The sequence below is a fragment of the Pseudomonas arabinosi genome, assembly GCF_047758675.1.
In the GTDB taxonomy this organism is placed as follows: Bacteria; Pseudomonadota; Gammaproteobacteria; order Pseudomonadales; family Pseudomonadaceae; genus Aquipseudomonas; species Aquipseudomonas arabinosi.
In genome coordinates, this window is record NZ_CP180480.1 from 802830 (window position 1) to 820229 (window position 17400).

The window sequence follows — 17400 nt, forward strand, 5'->3', positions numbered from 1 at the left end:
CGCTCCGCGTGGGAATGCAGCCCGGGACGCTCCGCGTCCCAAGAGCTGACGCAGAGCGTCCATTGAGGCATTCCCACGCAGAGCGTGGGAACGATCAGAGGGGAGGTTTACTCGCTGAAGGCCATCCCATGCTTCTCTTTGGTGGTCTTCACCGCTTCCAGCACTGCCAGCAAGCAATCATCACGATAGCGCTCCAGCGCCGAAATGCTGTGCGTGCCCAGCTGATCGCTGGTGCCATCCACCACATCATCGATCAACTTGTCGGTCAGCTCCGGTGCCGGCAGATACGTCCACGGCAACTGCAACGCCGGCCCGAATTGCGCCATGAAGTGCCGCATGCCCGCATCGCCACCCGCCAGGGTGTACGTCAGGAAAGTACCCATGAACGACCAGCGCAGACCCGCACCAAAGCGGATCGCATCATCGATTTCACCGGTGGTCGCCACACCGTCGTTGACCAGGTGCAGCGCCTCACGCCACAGCGCTTCGAGCAAGCGGTCGGCGATAAAACCGGGTACTTCCTTGCGCACATGCAGCGGACGCATGCCCAAGGATTCATAGACTTTCATTGCCGCTTGAACAGCTTCCGGCGCGGTGTTTTTGCCACCAACCACTTCCACCAGCGGCAGCAGATAAACCGGGTTGAACGGGTGGCCGACCACGCAGCGTTCCGGGTGCGTCGAACTCTCGTAGAACTCGCTCGGCAACAGGCCGGAAGTACTGGAGCCGATCAAGGCATTGGGCTTGGCTGCCGCGCTTATTTTGGCGTGTAGTTCCAGTTTCAGGTCCAGACGCTCAGGGGCGCTTTCCTGAATGAAATCCGCATCGCGAACGCATTCTTCAATGGTGGCGACAAAGCGCAGCCGCTCCTGCGATGCACCCGGCGCCAGGCCCTGTTTCTCCAACGCGCCCCAGGCATTGGCGACGCGTTTGCGCAGCGCGGCTTCGGCACCGGGCGCCGGGTCCCAGGCCACCACGTCGAGGCCGTGGGCGAGGGCGCGGGACACCCAACCGCTGCCGATGACACCGCTGCCCAAGGCTGCGAAGGTTTTGATTTCGGTGATAAAGCTCATGGCGACGTCCTAAAGAATTTTGGTGATCCCTGTAGGAGCTGCCGAAGGCTGCGATCCTTTGATTCTGTTTTAAAAGCAACATCAAAAGATCGCAGCCTGCGGCAGCTCCTACAGGTTTTGTGTGTGGGGTTAGCCGCGCTTGGTCAGGCCCATTTTTGCCCGGCCTTCCGCCGGGGTCAGAACGCGGGCGCCGAGACGGCTGAGGATTTCCGAGGCGCGTTCGACCAGTTGGCCGTTGGTCGCCAGTACGCCCTTGTCCAGCCAGATGTTGTCTTCCAGACCGACCCGCACGTTGCCGCCGAGCAGCACCGCTTGCGCCGCCATCGGCATTTGCATGCGACCGATGCCGAACCCGGCCCAGACCGCATTGGCAGGCAGGTTATCGACCATGGCTTTCATGGTGGTGGTATCAGCCGGCGCGCCCCACGGAATGCCCAGGCAGAGCTGGAACAGCGGGTCGTCGAGCAACCCCTCCTTGATCAACTGCTTGGCGAACCACAGGTGACCGGTGTCGAAAATTTCCAGCTCGGCCTTCACGCCCAGCTCTTGAATGCGTTTGGCGCCAGCGCGTAGCTGGGCCGGGGTGGACACGTAGATGGTGTCGCCGTCGCCGAAGTTCAGGGTGCCGCAATCGAGGGTGCAGATTTCCGGCAGCAGTGCTTCAACGTGGGCCAGACGGGTCAGTGGGCCGACCAGGTCGGTGTTCGGGCCGAACGCCATCGGGTTCTCGCCGGCGCCGATTTCCAGGTCGCCGCCCATGCCGGCGGTGAGGTTGACGATGATGTCGACGTCCGCCTCGCGGATGCGCTCCATCACTTCGCGATACAGCTCGACATCACGGCTGAATTTGCCGGTTTCGGGGTTACGAACGTGGCAGTGAACGACCGTGGCGCCGGCCTTGGCGGCTTCCACGGCGGCCGCGGCGATTTGTTTCGGGGTGACCGGCACGTGTGGGCTTTTGCTGGTCGTGTCGCCAGCACCGGTGAGTGCGCAGGTGATGATGACGTCGTGGTTCATGAGGCGGGTTCCTTGCAGGCGTGATGATTCCGTTCGCAGCCCGGTCGGGCTGCGAGTCGGTGGTTCAATCGGGTTTATTTGGTGGTCAGTTGCAGGTTTTCAGCGGCTGGCTTGCCATCGAAGGTGGTCACGCCTTCGAGCCAGCGTTGCTTGTCTTGCGGGTGATCTTTCAGCCATTGCTTGGCCGACTCGAAGGCGTCCTTGTGATCCAGCAGCGGCTGCATCATCCGGCTCTCGTCTTCGGCGGTGTAGGTCAGATTACTGAGCAAACGACCGATGTTCGGGCATTGTTCGGCGTATTTCGGTGCGGTGACGGTCCAGACCGTGGCCATGCCTTCGTTCGGGCCCAGAGCGTCTTCGCTGCCGGTGAGGTAAGTCATTTGCACGTTGACGTTCATCGGATGCGGCGCCCAGCCGAAGAACACCACGGCCTCTTTGCGTCGCACGGCGCGATCCACCGCCGCGAGCATGCCGGCCTCACTGGACTCGACCAACTGGAACTTGCCGAGGCCAAACTGGTTCTTGGCGATCATCGCCTTGATCTGGGTGTTGGCGCCCGAACCTGGCTCGATGCCGTAGATTTTGCCGCCCAGTTCCTTTTCAAACTTGGCGATGTCGGCAAAGGTTTTCAGGCCCTTGTCGGCGAGGTAAGTCGGTACCGCGAGTGTGGCGCGGGCATCTTTCAGGCTTGGCGCCTCAAGCACCTTGACCTGATTGGCCGCGACGAACGGGGTGATGGTCTGGGTCATCAACGGGTTCCAGTAGCCCAGGAACAAGTCCAGGCGCTGGTCGCGGATCCCGGCGAAGATAATTTGCTGGGACGCGCTGGTTTGTTTGGTGTTGTAGCCGAGGCCATCGAGCAGGACTTGGGTCATGGCACTGGTGGCGATCACGTCGGTCCAGTTCACGACGCCCATGCGCACGTTCTGGCATGAAGCAGGTTCGGCCGCCATGACGCTGGCGCTCAGGAAAGCGGTACCGCTGAGTGCAAGAACACAGCTGCTGATCAGTCGTTTCATCTCAGGTTCCTCGGCAGACGTTATTGTGGGTTCCGGCATCTTTGTGCGCCGGTGATGCCAAGTTACGCAGCTTAGGGCCCGCTAAAGCGCACTGCGGCGACCAGCTCTTGCACTGCAGCGACCTGCGCTCTTGAATGCCGCCGGCAAGTGGCGTATCAACGTCCACACGCTACCCGCCCTCTCGTTACCTGCCAGTCGAGTGCGCTCCATGTCCCAGGATTTCTACTTCATGTTGATGCCGGGTTTCTCGGCCATCGGTTTCATCTCGGCCATCGAGCCGCTGCGGGTCGCCAATCGCTTTCGTGGCGAGCTTTACCGCTGGCATGTGCTCAGCGCGGACGGCGGGGCGGTATTGGCCAGCAACGGCATGTCGGTCAACGCCGATGCGGCGCTGGAACCGCTGAAGAAAGGCGCAACCTTGCTGGTGGTCGCCGGTTTCGAGCCGCTGAAGTTCGCCACCCCGGCGCTGGAACACTGGCTGCGCCGCCTGGACAACGAAGGCGTGACCCTCGGCGCCATCGACACCGGCAGTTTCGTCCTCGCCGAAGCCGGCCTGCTCGACGGCCATCGTTTGACCCTGCACTGGGAAGCCATCGACGCCTTCAAGGAGTCCTATCCACAGCTCAGCGTCACCCAGGAGCTGTTCGAGATCGACCGCCGACGCATTACCTCCGCCGGCGGCACCGCTTCCATCGACCTGATGCTCGACCTCATCAGCCAGGCCCACGGCCCGGAACTGGCGATCCAGGTCAGCGAACAATTCGTACTCGGCCGCATCCGCCCGCGCAAAGACCACCAGCGTATGGAAGTCGCCACGCGTTATGGCATCAGCAACAAGAAACTGGTGCATGTGATTGGGGAGATGGAACAGCACAGCGAACCGCCGCTGAGCACGCTGGAACTGGCGGAATCGATCAAGGTGACCCGGCGGCAACTGGAGCGATTGTTTCGCCTGCACTTGAACGACACGCCGAGCAATTTCTACCTGCGGTTGAGGTTGGAGAAGGCGCGCCAGTTGCTACGCCAGACCGATATGAGCGTGCTGGAGGTAAGCATTGCTTGCGGGTTTGAATCGCCGTCGTATTTCACCCGCAGCTATCGGGCTCGATTTGCGCGGTGTCCGCGCGAAGATCGCCGACGGTTGGGGGATGGGCGGGAGCTGGTTTGATCACAGGCCCTGTAGGAGTGAGCCTGCTCGCGATGGCGGTCTGTCATACAAGTTGATGTCGACTGATCCACCGCTATCGCGAGCAGGCTCGCTCCCACAGTTTTGATCTGCTTTGGACGTTACTTCTTCATTAAGGCCGAGCAGGCTGCTTTATAGGCTTCATGCTGATACTTGTTCAGCGTGCCCGGCAGTGCAAAGTCGAACTTCTTGTTCTGCGCATTAATCGTCTGTGGCGACAGCAGCGTCACTTCGCAATTTTCCAACAGCTGGAAAACACCCTCGATCTTGAACGTGGTCGGCCCACCGGCGAACTCGCCTTTCTTGCTGCGCTTCTTGATCGCAATCCTGTCGATGGAGTTCTCGCGCACAAACGACGCCACCTGAGCGGCAAAGACTTTGACGTTCGCGGCTTCGTCGTCATCGTCGAGGGCGATTTTCTTGGTGGCTAGAGCGACGTGGCTCAGCACCTGATCGTCGAGGGAGGCCACGGCGATGATCGCTTCGCTGCCTTTGATTTCGATGCCGCAGATTTTCATTTGAGTCTCTTTCCCAGTGAATGATGTGCAGCTTATAGCGCAAGGCCTAAACGTAGCTTGTACACGATATGTCCAAGTGGCATTTAACTCGTGCACATAAAGGTCTAAATATTATCTGTTAATAATGAATTTAAGAGTTAAAAGGTAAAATGTAGCCTATTAAATTAATTAAACTATAGCGCTGCTACACTTGCTCACATTCCTTTTGAGGTCGACTCATGGCCCTTACCCATATCCTCTACTCCCCCGGAGAGGTCGCTTTACAGATAGCCGGGAACGCCAAGCGTCTGAGGCTCAGCAAAAACCTTTCGCGGCGCACGCTCGCGCAAAAGTCAGGCGTCCCCGAGTCGAATATCAAGCGCTTTGAAACCACCGGCAAAATCTCTCTGGATGGATTGTTACTCATCGCGATCTGCCTCGGGGCAGAAGAACCACTGACGAATTTGTTCGCCTCGGCTCAATCGCTGACACTCGAACAACTGAAAAACTACGAAAGGGCTCGTGGCCGACAATGAAATCCGTTAAGGCACTCAGCGTCATGCTTCAGGAATCAAGGGTCGGCGAATTGGTTGCGATTCCTCGTCAAGGCCTGTTTTTTTCCTATGATCCCGGGTGGCTGGCGAAAGGATTCAACCTCGCTCCGTTGCACATGGATTTCTCTATCACCCCCCAGAAGGCTGCCGACTCGTTGCTGTTTGATGGCCTGCACGGCGCTTTCAGCGATTCGTTGCCCGATGGCTGGGGGTTGTTGCTCATGGATCGATTTTTCCGAAGTCGGTTGGGAGTCGAGCGCCACGCAATCGGCCCGCTGGATCGTCTGGCCTATATGGGCAACCGAAGCATGGGGGCGCTCGAGTATGTGCCGATGTTCGAGACCGTTGACGCCGACGAAGACCTTGATTTGGCCGCGCTCTATGAGGCATCACAAACGATACTTTCAGGCAGTGCTGATGAGGTCATCACATCCCTGCGCCTGGCGGGAGGGTCCCCAGGTGGTGCTCGGCCCAAAGCAGTGATTGGTCTGTCGCCGGACAAATGCCGCGCAGTTTCGTCATTCGGTGAAATGCCCAAAGGTTATGAGCACTGGTTGATCAAGTTTCGCTGCGAAGAAGAGCATCGTGATAGCGGCGCTATTGAGCAGGCTTATGCTCTGATGTCCCATCGGGCAGGGGTCGAAATTTCTGAGTCGAAGCTTTTTCAGGTAGAAACCACCAAGGGGGTCGAGCAATTCTTCGCCACGAAACGTTTCGATCGAGAAGCAGGTTCCAAGCGCCACATGCTTACCGCTGCGGCGATTCTATATGCTGACTTTCGTGCGCCAAGCCTCGATTACAGTGATTTGCTGCGAGCGACCTGGACAATGACCAAGGATGCGACCGAGGTCGAGAAAATGGCTCGATTGATGGTCTTCAACGCTCTCGCTCATAACCACGACGATCACGCGAAGAACTTCTCGTTTTTTGGCGGCCAGGACGGCTGGAAAATGGCTCCGGCTTACGATCTGACCTTTTCCAGCACCGCAGGGCGCGGCAACGAGCACACCACAGCCTTCGCGGGAAGAGGCAAACCCACACGCAAGGCACTCATTGACGTGTGCAAACCGTTCAGTTTCCTTGACCCCGAACGCTACATCGAACAGACGCTGGATGCTTTTTCCGGGTGGGTTATCTGTTGCGACGATCTGGAGATCGATAAAGCGGCGAGCAAAAAAATGCTGACCGCTCTTGAGTCAGTGTGGCAGGCGCTCTGACGCCTCACTCCTGCCCAATCGACTCCAAAAACTCCGACCGCTCATCACTCATCCGCGCCACGCAATCATTCTGCGCAATCGTGAATGCCTTGCTACCGCTCGTCGCCGGAAACGCTTCAACCGCGCAATCCGCATCCCGGGTCTTCAGCCACTGCTGTTGAGCGGCTTTGAGTTTGGCGGTGATGTCGGTCAGTTGCGCCGGGTTCTTGCCGTAGAGCGTTTGCATGCGCTCGGTCAGGCTTTGGTAGTTGTCTTTCAGCAGGTCTTCGGCGGTGGTTCTGCTGTAGGTCGAGCATTCCAGGGTCTGGACTTCGTTTTCGACTTTGTCGCAGGGGTTGTCGTCGGCCTCTTCAGCCGCGTGTACGCCGGTCGCTATCAGTGCCAAAGCCAGGAAGATCGATTTCATTGCGCCGCCGCCCCTTATTCCAGTAAAGCATCCAGTAATGGCGCGAATTCTGGCCCATGCGCAGGCCCTTGAACAGGTGGCCCATGACGTTCGGCGACGACCCTTTGTCGCGGATTGACGCTTTCGGCAAACCCCCTGTCGTTTTTGCACCCGGCTGCCCCCTCCCTCAGGCATATGCTGGCCCCAAAGCGCCGGCACACGATTCGGCGCATGAATCGCTAATAGGGGACAGCCTGATGAGCCCAGCCGAATTGCACGCCGACAGCATCGTTATCGACGGTCTGATTATTGCCAAGTGGAACCGTGAGCTGTTCGAAGACATGCGCAAGGGCGGTCTGACCGCGGCCAACTGCACCGTGTCGGTGTGGGAGGGCTTTCAGGCCACCGTCAACAATATCGCCGCCAGCCAGAAGCTGATCCGCGAAAACAGCGACCTGGTGATTCCAGTGCGCACCACCGCCGATATCCGCAAGGCCAAGGAGCAGGGCAAGACCGGCATCCTCTTCGGCTTCCAGAATGCTCACGCCTTTGAGGACCAGATCGGTTACGTCGAGGTCTTCAAGCAGCTGGGCGTCGGTATCGTGCAGATGTGCTACAACACCCAGAACCTGGTCGGTACCGGTTGCTACGAACGTGATGGCGGCCTGTCGGGTTTCGGTCGCGAAATCGTCGCCGAGATGAACCGCGTCGGCGTCATGTGCGACCTGTCTCACGTAGGTTCGAAAACCTCCGAAGAAGTCATCCTCGAATCCAAGAAGCCGGTCTGCTACTCCCATTGCCTGCCGTCGGGTCTGAAAATTCACCCGCGCAACAAATCCGATGAAGAACTGAAGTTCATCGCCGATCACGGCGGTTTCGTCGGCGTGACCATGTTTGCGCCATTCCTGGCCAAGGGCATCGATTCGACCATCGACGATTACGCCGAAGCCATCGAATACACCATGAATATCGTCGGCGAAGACGCCATCGGTATCGGCACCGACTTCACCCAGGGCCATGGCCAGGATTTCTTCGAATACCTGACCCACGACAAGGGCTACGCCCGCCGCCTGACCAGCTTCGGCAAGATCATCAACCCGCTGGGCATCCGCACCGTCGGCGAGTTCCCGAACCTGACCGAAACCCTGCTCAAGCGCGGCCATTCCGAGCGCGTGGTCCGCAAGATCATGGGCGAGAACTGGGTCAACGTCTTGAAGGACGTCTGGGGCGAGTAAGCCACAGCACCTCTGAATCCTTTCCCCCGGCCGTCCGTGCCGGGGGCAACACCAAAATTTTTCTGGAGTTAAGTTTCCATGGCCAAGATCGCCCCGCAATTGCCAATCGAAGTCGACAGCGAAACCGGTGTCTGGACCTCCGACGCCCTGCCAATGCTGTACGTACCGCGTCACTTCTTCGTGAATAACCACATGGGCATCGAGGAAGTGCTGGGCGCCGACGCCTACGCCGAAATCCTCTACAAGGCCGGCTACAAGTCCGCCTGGCACTGGTGTGAAAAAGAAGCTGAATGCCACGGCCTGGAAGGCGTTGCGGTGTTCGAGCACTACATGAAGCGCCTGTCGCAGCGCGGCTGGGGCCTGTTCAAGATCCAGGACATCGACCTCGACAAAGGCACTGCCAGCGTCAAGCTCGAACACTCGGCGTTCGTCTACGTGTACGGCAAGGTCGGGCGCAAGGTCGACTACATGTTCACTGGCTGGTTTGCCGGTGCCATGGACCAGATTCTGCAAGCCCGTGGCAGCAAGATCCGCACCGTTGCCGAACAGGTTTACGGTGGCTCCGAAGAAGGCCACGACGACGGCCTGTTCACCGTCAAGCCGTTGTAAGTCGAGGAACCCGCCATGGCTTTCGAAGCAATGTTCCAGCCGATCCAGATCGGCAAACTGACCATCCGCAACCGCGTGCTCAGCACCGCGCACGCCGAGGTCTATGCCACCGACGGCGGCATGACCACCGACCGGTACGTCAAGTATTACGAAGAGAAAGCCAAGGGCGGAATCGGCCTGGCGATTTGCGGCGGTTCCTCCAGTGTGGCCATCGACAGCCCGCAAGGCTGGTGGAAGTCGGTCAACCTGGCCGACGACCGGATCATCCCGCACTTCCAGAACCTGGCCGATGCCATGCACAAGCATGGCGCCAAGATCATGATCCAGATTACTCACATGGGTCGTCGTTCCCGTTGGGACGGTGAGCATTGGCCAACCCTGCTGTCGCCGTCGGGCATCCGTGAGCCGGTGCACCGTGCGACCTGCAAAACCATCGAGCCGGAAGAAATCTGGCGGGTGATCGGCAACTACGCCAGCGCTGCGGCACGGGCGAAGGCCGGTGGCCTGGACGGCGTCGAGCTGTCCGCCGTGCACCAGCACATGATCGACCAGTTCTGGAGCCCACGCGTTAACAAACGTACCGACGAATGGGGCGGCAGTTTCGAGAACCGCATGCGTTTCGGCCTGGAAGTGATCAAGGCTGTGCGGGCTGAAGTCGGCCCGGATTTCTGCGTCGGCATTCGTCTGTGCGGTGACGAATTCCACCCGGACGGCTTGTCCCACGAGGACATGAAACAGATCGCCAAGTACTACGACGACACCGGCATGATCGACTTCATTGGTGTGGTGGGTTCGGGTTGCGACACCCACAACACCCTGGCCAACGTTATCCCGAACATGAGTTATCCACCGGAGCCGTTCCTGCACTTGGCGGCCGGTATCAAGGAAGTGGTGAAGGCCCCTGTACTGCATGCGCAGAACATCAAGGACCCGAACCAGGCGACGCGGATTCTGGAAGGCGGCTACGTGGACATGGTCGGCATGACCCGCGCCCACATCGCCGACCCGCACCTGATCGCCAAGATCAAGATGGGCCAGGTCGACCAGATCAAACAATGCGTCGGTGCCAACTACTGCATCGACCGTCAGTACCAGGGGCTGGACGTGTTGTGCATCCAGAACGCCGCGACCTCCCGTGAATACATGGGCGTGCCGCACATCATCGAGAAATCGACCGGTGTGAAGCGCAAGGTTGTGGTGGTCGGTGCCGGTCCTGCCGGGATGGAAGCCGCTCGCGTGTCGGCCGAACGTGGCCACGACGTGACCCTGTTCGAGAAGAAAGAGTTCATCGGCGGCCAGATCACCACCGCCTCGAAAGCCCCGCAACGGGACCAGATCGCCGGTATCACTCGCTGGTTCCAACTGGAGTTGGCGCGGTTGAAAGTTGACCTGCGCCTGGGCGTGGCGGCCGATGCGGCAACCATTCTCGACCTGCGTCCGGACGTGGTGGTACTCGCCGTCGGCGGCCATCCATTCCTGGAGCAGAACGAGCACTGGGGCGCGGCTGAAGGCCTGGTGGTCAGCAGCTGGGACATCCTCGACGGCAAGGTAGCACCAGGCAAAAACGTGCTGGTCTACGACACCATTTGCGAGTTCACCGGGATGTCCACCGCGGACTTCCTCGCCGACAAGGGCAGCCAGGTCGAGATCGTCACCGACGACATCAAACCGGGCGTTGCGATTGGCGGCACCTCGTTCCCGACGTACTACCGCAGCATGTACCCGAAAGAAGTGATCATGACCGGGGACATGATGCTGGAGAAGGTCTACCGCGAAGGCGACAAGCTGGTGGCGGTGCTGGAAAACGAATACACCGGCGCCAAAGAGGAGCGGGTGGTGGACCAGGTCGTCGTCGAAAACGGCGTGCGTCCGGACGAAGAAATCTACTACGCCATGAAGGAAGGCTCGCGCAACAAAGGCCAGATGGACATCGAAGCTTTGTTCGCGATCAAGCCGCAACCTTCGCTGAGCCAACCGGGCGACGGCTACTTGCTGTTCCGCATCGGCGACTGCGTGGCGCAGCGCAACACCCACGCGGCGATCTACGACGCGTTGCGGTTGTGCAAGGATTTCTAAGAGCTTGTGGATAACCCTGTGGGAGCGGGATTGCTCGCGATGAACGATAACGCGGTTTGCCTGAGGCACCGCGGCGCCTGAATCGCGAGCAGGCTCACTCCCACAGGAATCGAGCAAGGCATCCAGGTCGTCAGGCCTGCAAGACCCGAGGTCTTTGGGAGCTCCACCATGTTGAACACCCTTCTTCCAATCCTGTTGTTCGCAGCCCTGGGTCTTGCCGTCCTCGGCGCGTTGCGGCGGGTGGCTATGTGGCGCCGAGGCCGGGCTTCGAAAGTCGACCTGATCGGCGGCCTGTTCGCCATGCCCAAGCGTTACATGGTCGATTTGCACCATGTGGTCGCGCGGGACAAATACATCGCCAACACTCACGTTGCCACGGCTGGCGGTGCGGTGGCGTCCATTGTGCTGGCGATCCTGGTTCACGGTTTCGGCCTGCAGAGTCGCATTCTCGGGTTTGCCCTGTTGATTGCCTCGGCGGTGATGTTCGTCGGTGCGATTTTCATGTTCCTGCGTCGTCGCAACCCACCGGCTCGCCTTTCCAAAGGGCCGTGGATGCGTCTGCCGAAAAGCCTGTTGGCGTTCTCTGCAAGCTTCTTCCTGTTGACCCTGCCGGTCGCCGGCATCCTCCCGGAAAACTTCGGCGGTTGGGTGGTGGCTGCGATCCTCGGCGTCGGTGTGCTGTGGGGCGTATCGGAATTGTTCTTTGGCATGACCTGGGGCGGGCCGATGAAGCACGCCTTCGCCGGGGCTTTGCACCTGGCCTGGCACCGTCGCGCCGAGCGCTTTGGTGGCGGCCGTTCCACCGGTTTGAAACCGCTGGACCTGAGCGATCCAAACGCGCCACTGGGCGTGGAAAAACCCAAGGATTTCACCTGGAACCAACTGCTCGGCTTCGACGCCTGCGTGCAGTGCGGTAAGTGCGAAGCCGCGTGCCCGGCGTTCGCCGCCGGCCAGCCGCTGAACCCGAAAAAACTGATTCAAGACATGGTCGTCGGCCTGGCCAGTGGCACCGATGCCAAATTCGCTGGCAGCGCGTATCCAGGCAAGGCGATCGGCGAACACGCCGGTAACCCGCATCAACCGATCGTCAACGGTCTGGTGGACGCTGAAACCCTCTGGTCCTGCACCACCTGCCGCGCTTGCGTTGAGGAGTGCCCGATGATGATCGAGCACGTCGATGCCATCGTCGACATGCGCCGTCACCTGACCCTGGAAAAAGGCGCGACCCCGAACAAGGGCGCCGAAGTCCTGGAAAACCTGATCGCCACCGACAACCCTGGCGGCTTCGCCCCGGGCGGGCGGATGAACTGGGCGGCGGACTTGAACCTCAATCTGATGAGCGAGAAGAAATCCGTCGACGTGCTGTTCTGGGTCGGCGACGGTGCCTTCGACATGCGCAACCAGCGCACCTTGCGCGCCTTCGTCAAAGTGCTGAAAGCGGCCAAGGTCGACTTCGCGGTGCTGGGCCTCGAAGAGCGTGACAGCGGTGACGTGGCCCGACGTCTGGGCGACGAAGCCACCTTCCAGTTGTTGGCCAAACGCAACATCCAGACCCTGGCCAAGTACAGCTTCAACCGCATCGTCACCTGCGACCCGCACAGCTTCCACGTGCTGAAAAACGAGTACGGCGCCTTCGACGGCAACTACCTCGTGCAGCACCACAGCACCTACATGGCGGAAATCATCGGTGCTGGCGCCCTGAACCTCGGCCAGCACAAAGGCAGCAGCGTGACTTATCACGATCCGTGCTACCTCGGCCGTTACAACGGCGAATACGAGGCGCCGCGTGAAGTGCTGCGCGCCCTGGGTATCGAGATCAAGGAAATGCAACGCTCCGGTTTCCGCTCGCGCTGCTGCGGCGGTGGCGGCGGTGCGCCGATCACCGACATCCCGGGCAAGCAGCGGATCCCTGATATGCGCATGGAAGACATCCGCGAAACCGGCGCCGAACTGGTGGCCGTGGGTTGTCCACAGTGCACCGCGATGCTCGAAGGAGTGGTCGAACCCCGGCCGCTGATCAAGGACATCGCCGAACTGGTGGCGGACGCGTTGCTCGAAGACGCTGCCCCGAGCAAGCCGACCAAGCCGGCCCAACGTGAACCTGCGGAGGCCCACTGATGAGCGACATTATCCGCCGCGACCCACGCGCCGAATGGATCGCCCGTAACCGTTTGCACCCGCTGCACGCGGCCATGCAGCCGGCGCAACACAGCTGGATGGGGCCTAACGGCGTCATCCGCAAGAATCCCCATGGCATCGGATTTATCGGTCCCAATGGCATCAAGCGAATCGACCGCAGCGGCGCTCAACAGGGCGGGGCGAGCAAACGCTCGGCCGCGGTTGAAGTGCAATTGCCGCTGCATCAAGTGCCGCAACCGGCGTTCTACATCAGCGTGGTGCCGGACATGGTCGGCGGCCGCTTGAGCAGCCAGGACCGCGACTTGCTGGGGCTGGCGCATCAGTTGGCCGGCCAGGACGGCGCGGTATTGGCCGTGGTCTTCGGCGAACACAAAGAGAATGCCTTCGCCACCGCTGGCGTTGATCGCTTGCTGGTGCTCGATGGCGACGAATTCAGCGGTTATGCACCGGAACAACGGGTCCAGGGCTTGCGGGCTGTGGATAACCAGTTCAGCCCGCGTCACTGGTTGCTGCCGGACAGCCGCAGCGGCGGTGGTGAACTGGGTCGACGCTTTGCCGCCGCGCTGGGCGAACGCCCGGCCACGCGGGTCTGGCAGGTCAAGGATCAGGAATGCATCGGCCGCGCCGGGGCCGGTTTGCAGGACCTTGCGCGCCCGGTGGCACGCTTGATCCTGGCCGCCGTCGAATGCGCCGAACCGGTCAGCGAAACCCGTCACGAAGCGTTGCCGGTGGAGTTATCCACAGCGGTGGCGCGCAGTCTCTCGCGCATCGAGGATTTGGGCGCGGTGGCAGTGGATCCGGCGGCGATTCCGATGGCCGAGGCCGAGTTCATCTTCTCCGGCGGCAACGGGGTCAAGGACTGGGGACTTTTCCACAGGACCGCCGAAGCGCTGGGCGCTACCGAAGGCGCCTCCCGTGTGGCGGTGGACGATGGCTTTATGGCTCGCGACCGTCAGGTCGGCGCGTCCGGCACCTGGGTCACCGCGCGGGTTTACGTGGCGGTAGGGATTTCCGGGGCGATCCAGCACCTGCAAGGCATCGGTGCCTGCGACAAGGTGGTGGCGATCAACCTCGATCCTGGCTGCGACATGATCAAACGGGCCGACCTGTCGGTGATCGGCGAGAGTGCCGGGATTCTTCAAGCCTTGATCGATGCGGTAGCGGCTTACCGCAACGAAGCCAAGCGCGATGCGGCTTAAGGAAAGGAAAGGGTTATGAGCACGAAAATCATCAGCCTGGTGTCCATCGGCGCCCACCCGACCTCCGGCCGGCCACGTCGCGCGGAGCAGGATGCGCGGGCGGTGGAGCTGGGCCTGCAACTGGCTGGGGATAACTTGCAAGTGCTGCATGCCGGCGATGTCGCGGAACCGGCGTTGCGTGCGTATCTGGGCATGGGCCTTGAACAGCTGCATGTGCTTGAGCAGCCGGAAGGCGCCGATGCACTGCCGGCATTGACCGCGTATTTGCGTGACGCCGGGGCTCAGGTCGTGCTGACCGGTAGCCAGGCGGAAACCGGCGAAGGCTCGGGCATGCTGCCGTTCCTGCTGGCGGAAAATCTGGGTTGGCCGCTGGTGGTAGGGCTGGCTCAAGTTGAATCCATCGACGGTAATTCAGCACTGGTGCTGCAAGCCTTGCCTCGAGGTCAGCGTCGTCGCCTGAAAGTGCGGCTGCCGTTCCTCGCGACTGTGGATAACGCCGCGCCGAAGCCTCGGCAGAGCGCTTACGGCCCGGCCCGACGCGGTGTGTTGCAGGCGGATGAAGTCGAAGTGATCGACGATGAACTGCTGGCGGTCGCCACCCTGCAACCGGCCAAGCCACGGCCTAAACGCTTGAAGGTGATCAAGGCCAAGAGCGGCGCAGACCGGATGAAAGCCGCGACGGCGAAGGCCAGTGGGGGCGGCGGGCAGGTGCTTAAAGGCGTGACGGCGCAAGCCGGGGCTGAGGCCATCCTCAAATTGCTGATCGAAGAAGGCGTGGTTCGCTGACGCTGTAACAACCGGATATATAACCGTCCCTCCGGTGCGTTGTCGCGCCTCAAGTGCCCGGGTTAAAACGGGCGCTCAATGTCCTGTGGAGTCAGGTAAATGGCAGTTGAATTTCGTTCGGCCCTGCGCGCGGATGCGCGGGAGATTGCTCGTTTGTTTCAGATTTCATCGGAAGGCGCGGCGGATTACATCTGGAGCCAACTCGCGCAGCCCGGTCAGGATTTACTGGACGTGGGCGCCAGTCGTTACGCCCGTGACGACGTAGATTTTTCTTATCAAAACTGCCTCATCGCCGAGGTTGATGGAAACGTCATTGGCATGATGCACAGCTACGTGATGCGTCACGATCCTCTGGCAGAGCCGACGACCGATCCAGTCCTGGCGCCGTACGCCAAGATGGAAATCCCCGACACCCTCTATATATCCAGCCTGGCGCTCCATGAAGGCTGGCGAAACCAGGGCCTGGGCAAGCAATTCCTCGCCTACGCTTACGACCGTGCCAACCAGCTGGGGCTCAATGGCTTGAGCCTGATCGACTACGCCGTGAACACCGGCGCCCGTCGGTTTTACGAGCGACATGGCTTTCGTATCGTCGATACCTGCCAGATTACGCCCCATCCGATGATTCGGGTCACGGGTGAGGCTTATCTGATGTATCGGCCGTAGTGAGCTACATTTCTCTATGAGCTGCTCAGGGTTGCCGCAGCGCTAGTTCATAAAACTCGTTTTCAAGAATGGGTTGAATATGAGGGCGGTCAGTCGGCGTGAGGCAAGTCTGATCGGCGGCGTGAGTTCAAAGTCGTCTCCGGTGCTGCTTGCATTTTTTATCTGTGCAGCAACAAGTTCGATGGCAGATACCCGGCAGGCAGCTCCGGATTTCTACACATGGTTAGCGTCCGAACAGGGACAAAAAGCGTCCTTGGTGCAGCTGAAACAGCAATGCGCCAAGGTGTTGGATGCTGAAAAAAACCTGAATTGTTCAGTGTCCGTTCTCGCCCGAATGTTCGAGACCAAAACCGCAAACCAGATCCCCGAATACTATCTGGCGATCAAGCGTCGTCACGCTCAGGCCATCGCGGATGATCCTGAACTCAACGCAATGTTTTCCATGTTCGGCAGCGAATCCCTCGCGACCCTGCGGGCGGTCGGCGATTTTTCGGTGACAAGAGCGAAGCGGCACGAGGTACTTGTTATCCATCCTTACGCCAGTGACGGTCACGCGACTGACGAGGTGCTGCCCTACCTCGATGTTAAAGCGGCGAATGGTGTCTCGTCACGCTTCATTCTGGACACCGGCGCGCCGCAAACCCGGGTCAACCACGACACCGCGAAGCTGATGGGAGTCAGGTTGTTAACCGACTCTCACTATGGCTACAGCACGTTTTACGGTGAACGCGATCTGTCTGCCAAACTCGGGATCTTTGAGTCTTTAAAGATAGGCTCAAGCGAGTTCAGAAACGTCCTGGTGTTTGTCAGCGACCGGGAAAACCTGTTGGGGCTTGATCTGATCGGTAAGTTGGGGCGTTTGAAGGTTACCAAAAACACCCTTGAACTTAACGCCGAACCTCCCGCGCGATGTGATTCGCCCATTACCTATGCGCGTCTCGACATCAATCAACGACTGATCATTGCCGCACGCCTGGATCGTCGGGCCACGCCGGCGATTATCGACACTGGCAATGTTGATTACCTGACGTCGTCCTCGCCGGGCAACTCACCCATTCAAGTCACCGATAAGCCGCGTTCCCAAACCTTCAAAGGTGAATTGAGCCTGGCGGGACATATCCAACGGATCACCTACAACTACTACCCGGACTTTACGATTCCACCGTCGTTGTTGCTGGGTGAGTACGTGCCTTCGCTTTTGCTTGGGTGGGGTGCATTCAATGACTATGAGTTGAATCTGGACATCGACTCGGGTCGGTCATGTTTCAACAGGACCTGATCGCGGTTACCCACAATCCCTGTTAGCGCTTCTGTGGATAACGTGTTCGCCCATCGCTACACCCCATACAAATCAAGCCCTGCAACCCTTCGTACAAAAAACAACCAGCCTAACTTGCGGTTTTTTCAGGCTTTTTCCAGAGGATAACTTTCTACGCGAGCCAATACTTGCCCCCAATCTCTGTTAGCGCATCTGTGGATAAGATGTTCGCTGTCCTCTACAGGCCATATAAACCGGGCTTATCAGGCGCGTGATCAAAAAACGATCAAATCGTCGTTTTAGACCGATAAACTTCGCGCAAACCCCGATTTATCGCGGCTTCCAACGGTTTTCCACAGATCCGCCCAAGTTGCCCCCAAAGTCTGTTGGCGCTTCTGTGGATAAGGTGTTCGCCATCCTCTGCAAGCCACGTATAACGTGCCTTACAAGCTTCCGATCAAAAAACAACCAATCCTTGCTCAAA

16 protein-coding genes are annotated in these 17400 nt (G+C 59.7%); 11 read left to right on the top strand and 5 right to left on the bottom strand.

Annotation, left to right across the window (positions count from 1 at the left end; genetic code table 11):
* Positions 1 to 107: 107 nt before the first annotated feature.
* The 3 genes from ACMXYJ_RS03685 to choX form a co-directional block, all read right to left on the bottom strand.
* Positions 108 to 1073: an L-carnitine dehydrogenase gene (locus ACMXYJ_RS03685; RefSeq protein WP_415758815.1), complete on the bottom strand. Its 966-nt coding sequence runs from the start codon at positions 1071 to 1073 to the stop codon at positions 108 to 110.
* A 129-nt stretch (positions 1074 to 1202) separates the two neighbouring features.
* Complete coding sequence (locus tag ACMXYJ_RS03690) at positions 1203 to 2090, bottom strand: 3-keto-5-aminohexanoate cleavage protein (RefSeq protein WP_415758816.1); 888 nt, start codon at positions 2088 to 2090, stop codon at positions 1203 to 1205.
* Positions 2091 to 2164: 74 nt separating this feature from the next.
* Entirely contained in the window at positions 2165 to 3109 is a 945-nt protein-coding gene (gene choX / locus ACMXYJ_RS03695; RefSeq protein WP_309676000.1) for a choline ABC transporter substrate-binding protein, read from the bottom strand.
* A gap of 208 nt (positions 3110 to 3317) precedes the next feature.
* Here choX and ACMXYJ_RS03700 point away from each other — a divergent pair, with 208 nt between their 5' ends.
* Positions 3318 to 4277, top strand: a complete 960-nt coding sequence (locus tag ACMXYJ_RS03700; protein WP_415758817.1) for a GlxA family transcriptional regulator — start codon at positions 3318 to 3320, stop codon at positions 4275 to 4277.
* Positions 4278 to 4396: 119 nt separating this feature from the next.
* Here the strand turns inward: ACMXYJ_RS03700 and ACMXYJ_RS03705 are convergent, their stop codons facing one another.
* Complete coding sequence (locus tag ACMXYJ_RS03705) at positions 4397 to 4813, bottom strand: DUF3010 family protein (protein WP_415758818.1); 417 nt, start codon at positions 4811 to 4813, stop codon at positions 4397 to 4399.
* Between the two features lie 218 nt (positions 4814 to 5031).
* Here ACMXYJ_RS03705 and ACMXYJ_RS03710 point away from each other — a divergent pair, with 218 nt between their 5' ends.
* A complete protein-coding gene (locus ACMXYJ_RS03710) occupies positions 5032 to 5328 on the top strand; it encodes a helix-turn-helix domain-containing protein (RefSeq protein WP_415758819.1) in 297 nt (98 codons plus the stop codon).
* The gene (locus tag ACMXYJ_RS03715; protein WP_415758820.1) at positions 5325 to 6563 is read left to right on the top strand and encodes a type II toxin-antitoxin system HipA family toxin; all 1239 of its coding nucleotides are present in this window, start codon (positions 5325 to 5327) and stop codon (positions 6561 to 6563) included. Before ACMXYJ_RS03710 ends, ACMXYJ_RS03715 begins: the two co-directional genes overlap by 4 nt.
* Before the next feature lie 4 nt (positions 6564 to 6567).
* On the opposite strand, the gene ACMXYJ_RS03720 is transcribed toward ACMXYJ_RS03715, so the two are convergent.
* Complete coding sequence (locus ACMXYJ_RS03720; RefSeq protein WP_415758821.1) at positions 6568 to 6969, bottom strand: lysozyme inhibitor LprI family protein; 402 nt, start codon at positions 6967 to 6969, stop codon at positions 6568 to 6570.
* A gap of 236 nt (positions 6970 to 7205) precedes the next feature.
* Here ACMXYJ_RS03720 and ACMXYJ_RS03725 point away from each other — a divergent pair, with 236 nt between their 5' ends.
* The 8 genes from ACMXYJ_RS03725 to ACMXYJ_RS03760 all read left to right on the top strand — a co-directional run bounded on the left by ACMXYJ_RS03725 (position 7206) and on the right by ACMXYJ_RS03760 (position 16937).
* Positions 7206 to 8183: a dipeptidase gene (locus ACMXYJ_RS03725; RefSeq protein WP_008033250.1), complete on the top strand. Its 978-nt coding sequence runs from the start codon at positions 7206 to 7208 to the stop codon at positions 8181 to 8183.
* Positions 8184 to 8261: 78 nt separating this feature from the next.
* Positions 8262 to 8792, top strand: a complete 531-nt coding sequence (locus ACMXYJ_RS03730) for a DUF5943 domain-containing protein (protein WP_008033249.1) — start codon at positions 8262 to 8264, stop codon at positions 8790 to 8792.
* Positions 8793 to 8807: 15 nt separating this feature from the next.
* Positions 8808 to 10868 carry a dimethylglycine demethylation protein DgcA gene (gene dgcA, locus ACMXYJ_RS03735; protein ID WP_415758822.1) on the top strand — a complete coding sequence of 687 codons (2061 nt, stop codon included), beginning with the start codon at positions 8808 to 8810 and terminating at the stop codon, positions 10866 to 10868.
* Positions 10869 to 11036: 168 nt separating this feature from the next.
* Positions 11037 to 12986: a dimethylglycine demethylation protein DgcB gene (dgcB, locus tag ACMXYJ_RS03740; RefSeq protein ID WP_415758823.1), complete on the top strand. Its 1950-nt coding sequence runs from the start codon at positions 11037 to 11039 to the stop codon at positions 12984 to 12986.
* Complete coding sequence (locus ACMXYJ_RS03745) at positions 12986 to 14206, top strand: electron transfer flavoprotein subunit alpha/FixB family protein (protein ID WP_415758824.1); 1221 nt, start codon at positions 12986 to 12988, stop codon at positions 14204 to 14206. The genes dgcB and ACMXYJ_RS03745 overlap by 1 nt, the downstream gene beginning before the upstream one ends.
* A 15-nt stretch (positions 14207 to 14221) precedes the next feature.
* Positions 14222 to 14992 (top strand): electron transfer flavoprotein subunit beta, encoded by a 771-nt coding sequence (locus ACMXYJ_RS03750; protein WP_415758825.1) that lies wholly within the window; start codon positions 14222 to 14224, stop codon positions 14990 to 14992.
* Between the two features lie 99 nt (positions 14993 to 15091).
* A complete protein-coding gene (locus ACMXYJ_RS03755) occupies positions 15092 to 15658 on the top strand; it encodes a GNAT family N-acetyltransferase (protein ID WP_415758826.1) in 567 nt (188 codons plus the stop codon).
* A 79-nt stretch (positions 15659 to 15737) separates the two neighbouring features.
* Complete coding sequence (locus ACMXYJ_RS03760; protein ID WP_415758827.1) at positions 15738 to 16937, top strand: retropepsin-like aspartic protease; 1200 nt, start codon at positions 15738 to 15740, stop codon at positions 16935 to 16937.
* The last annotated feature ends 463 nt before the right edge of the window (positions 16938 to 17400 follow it).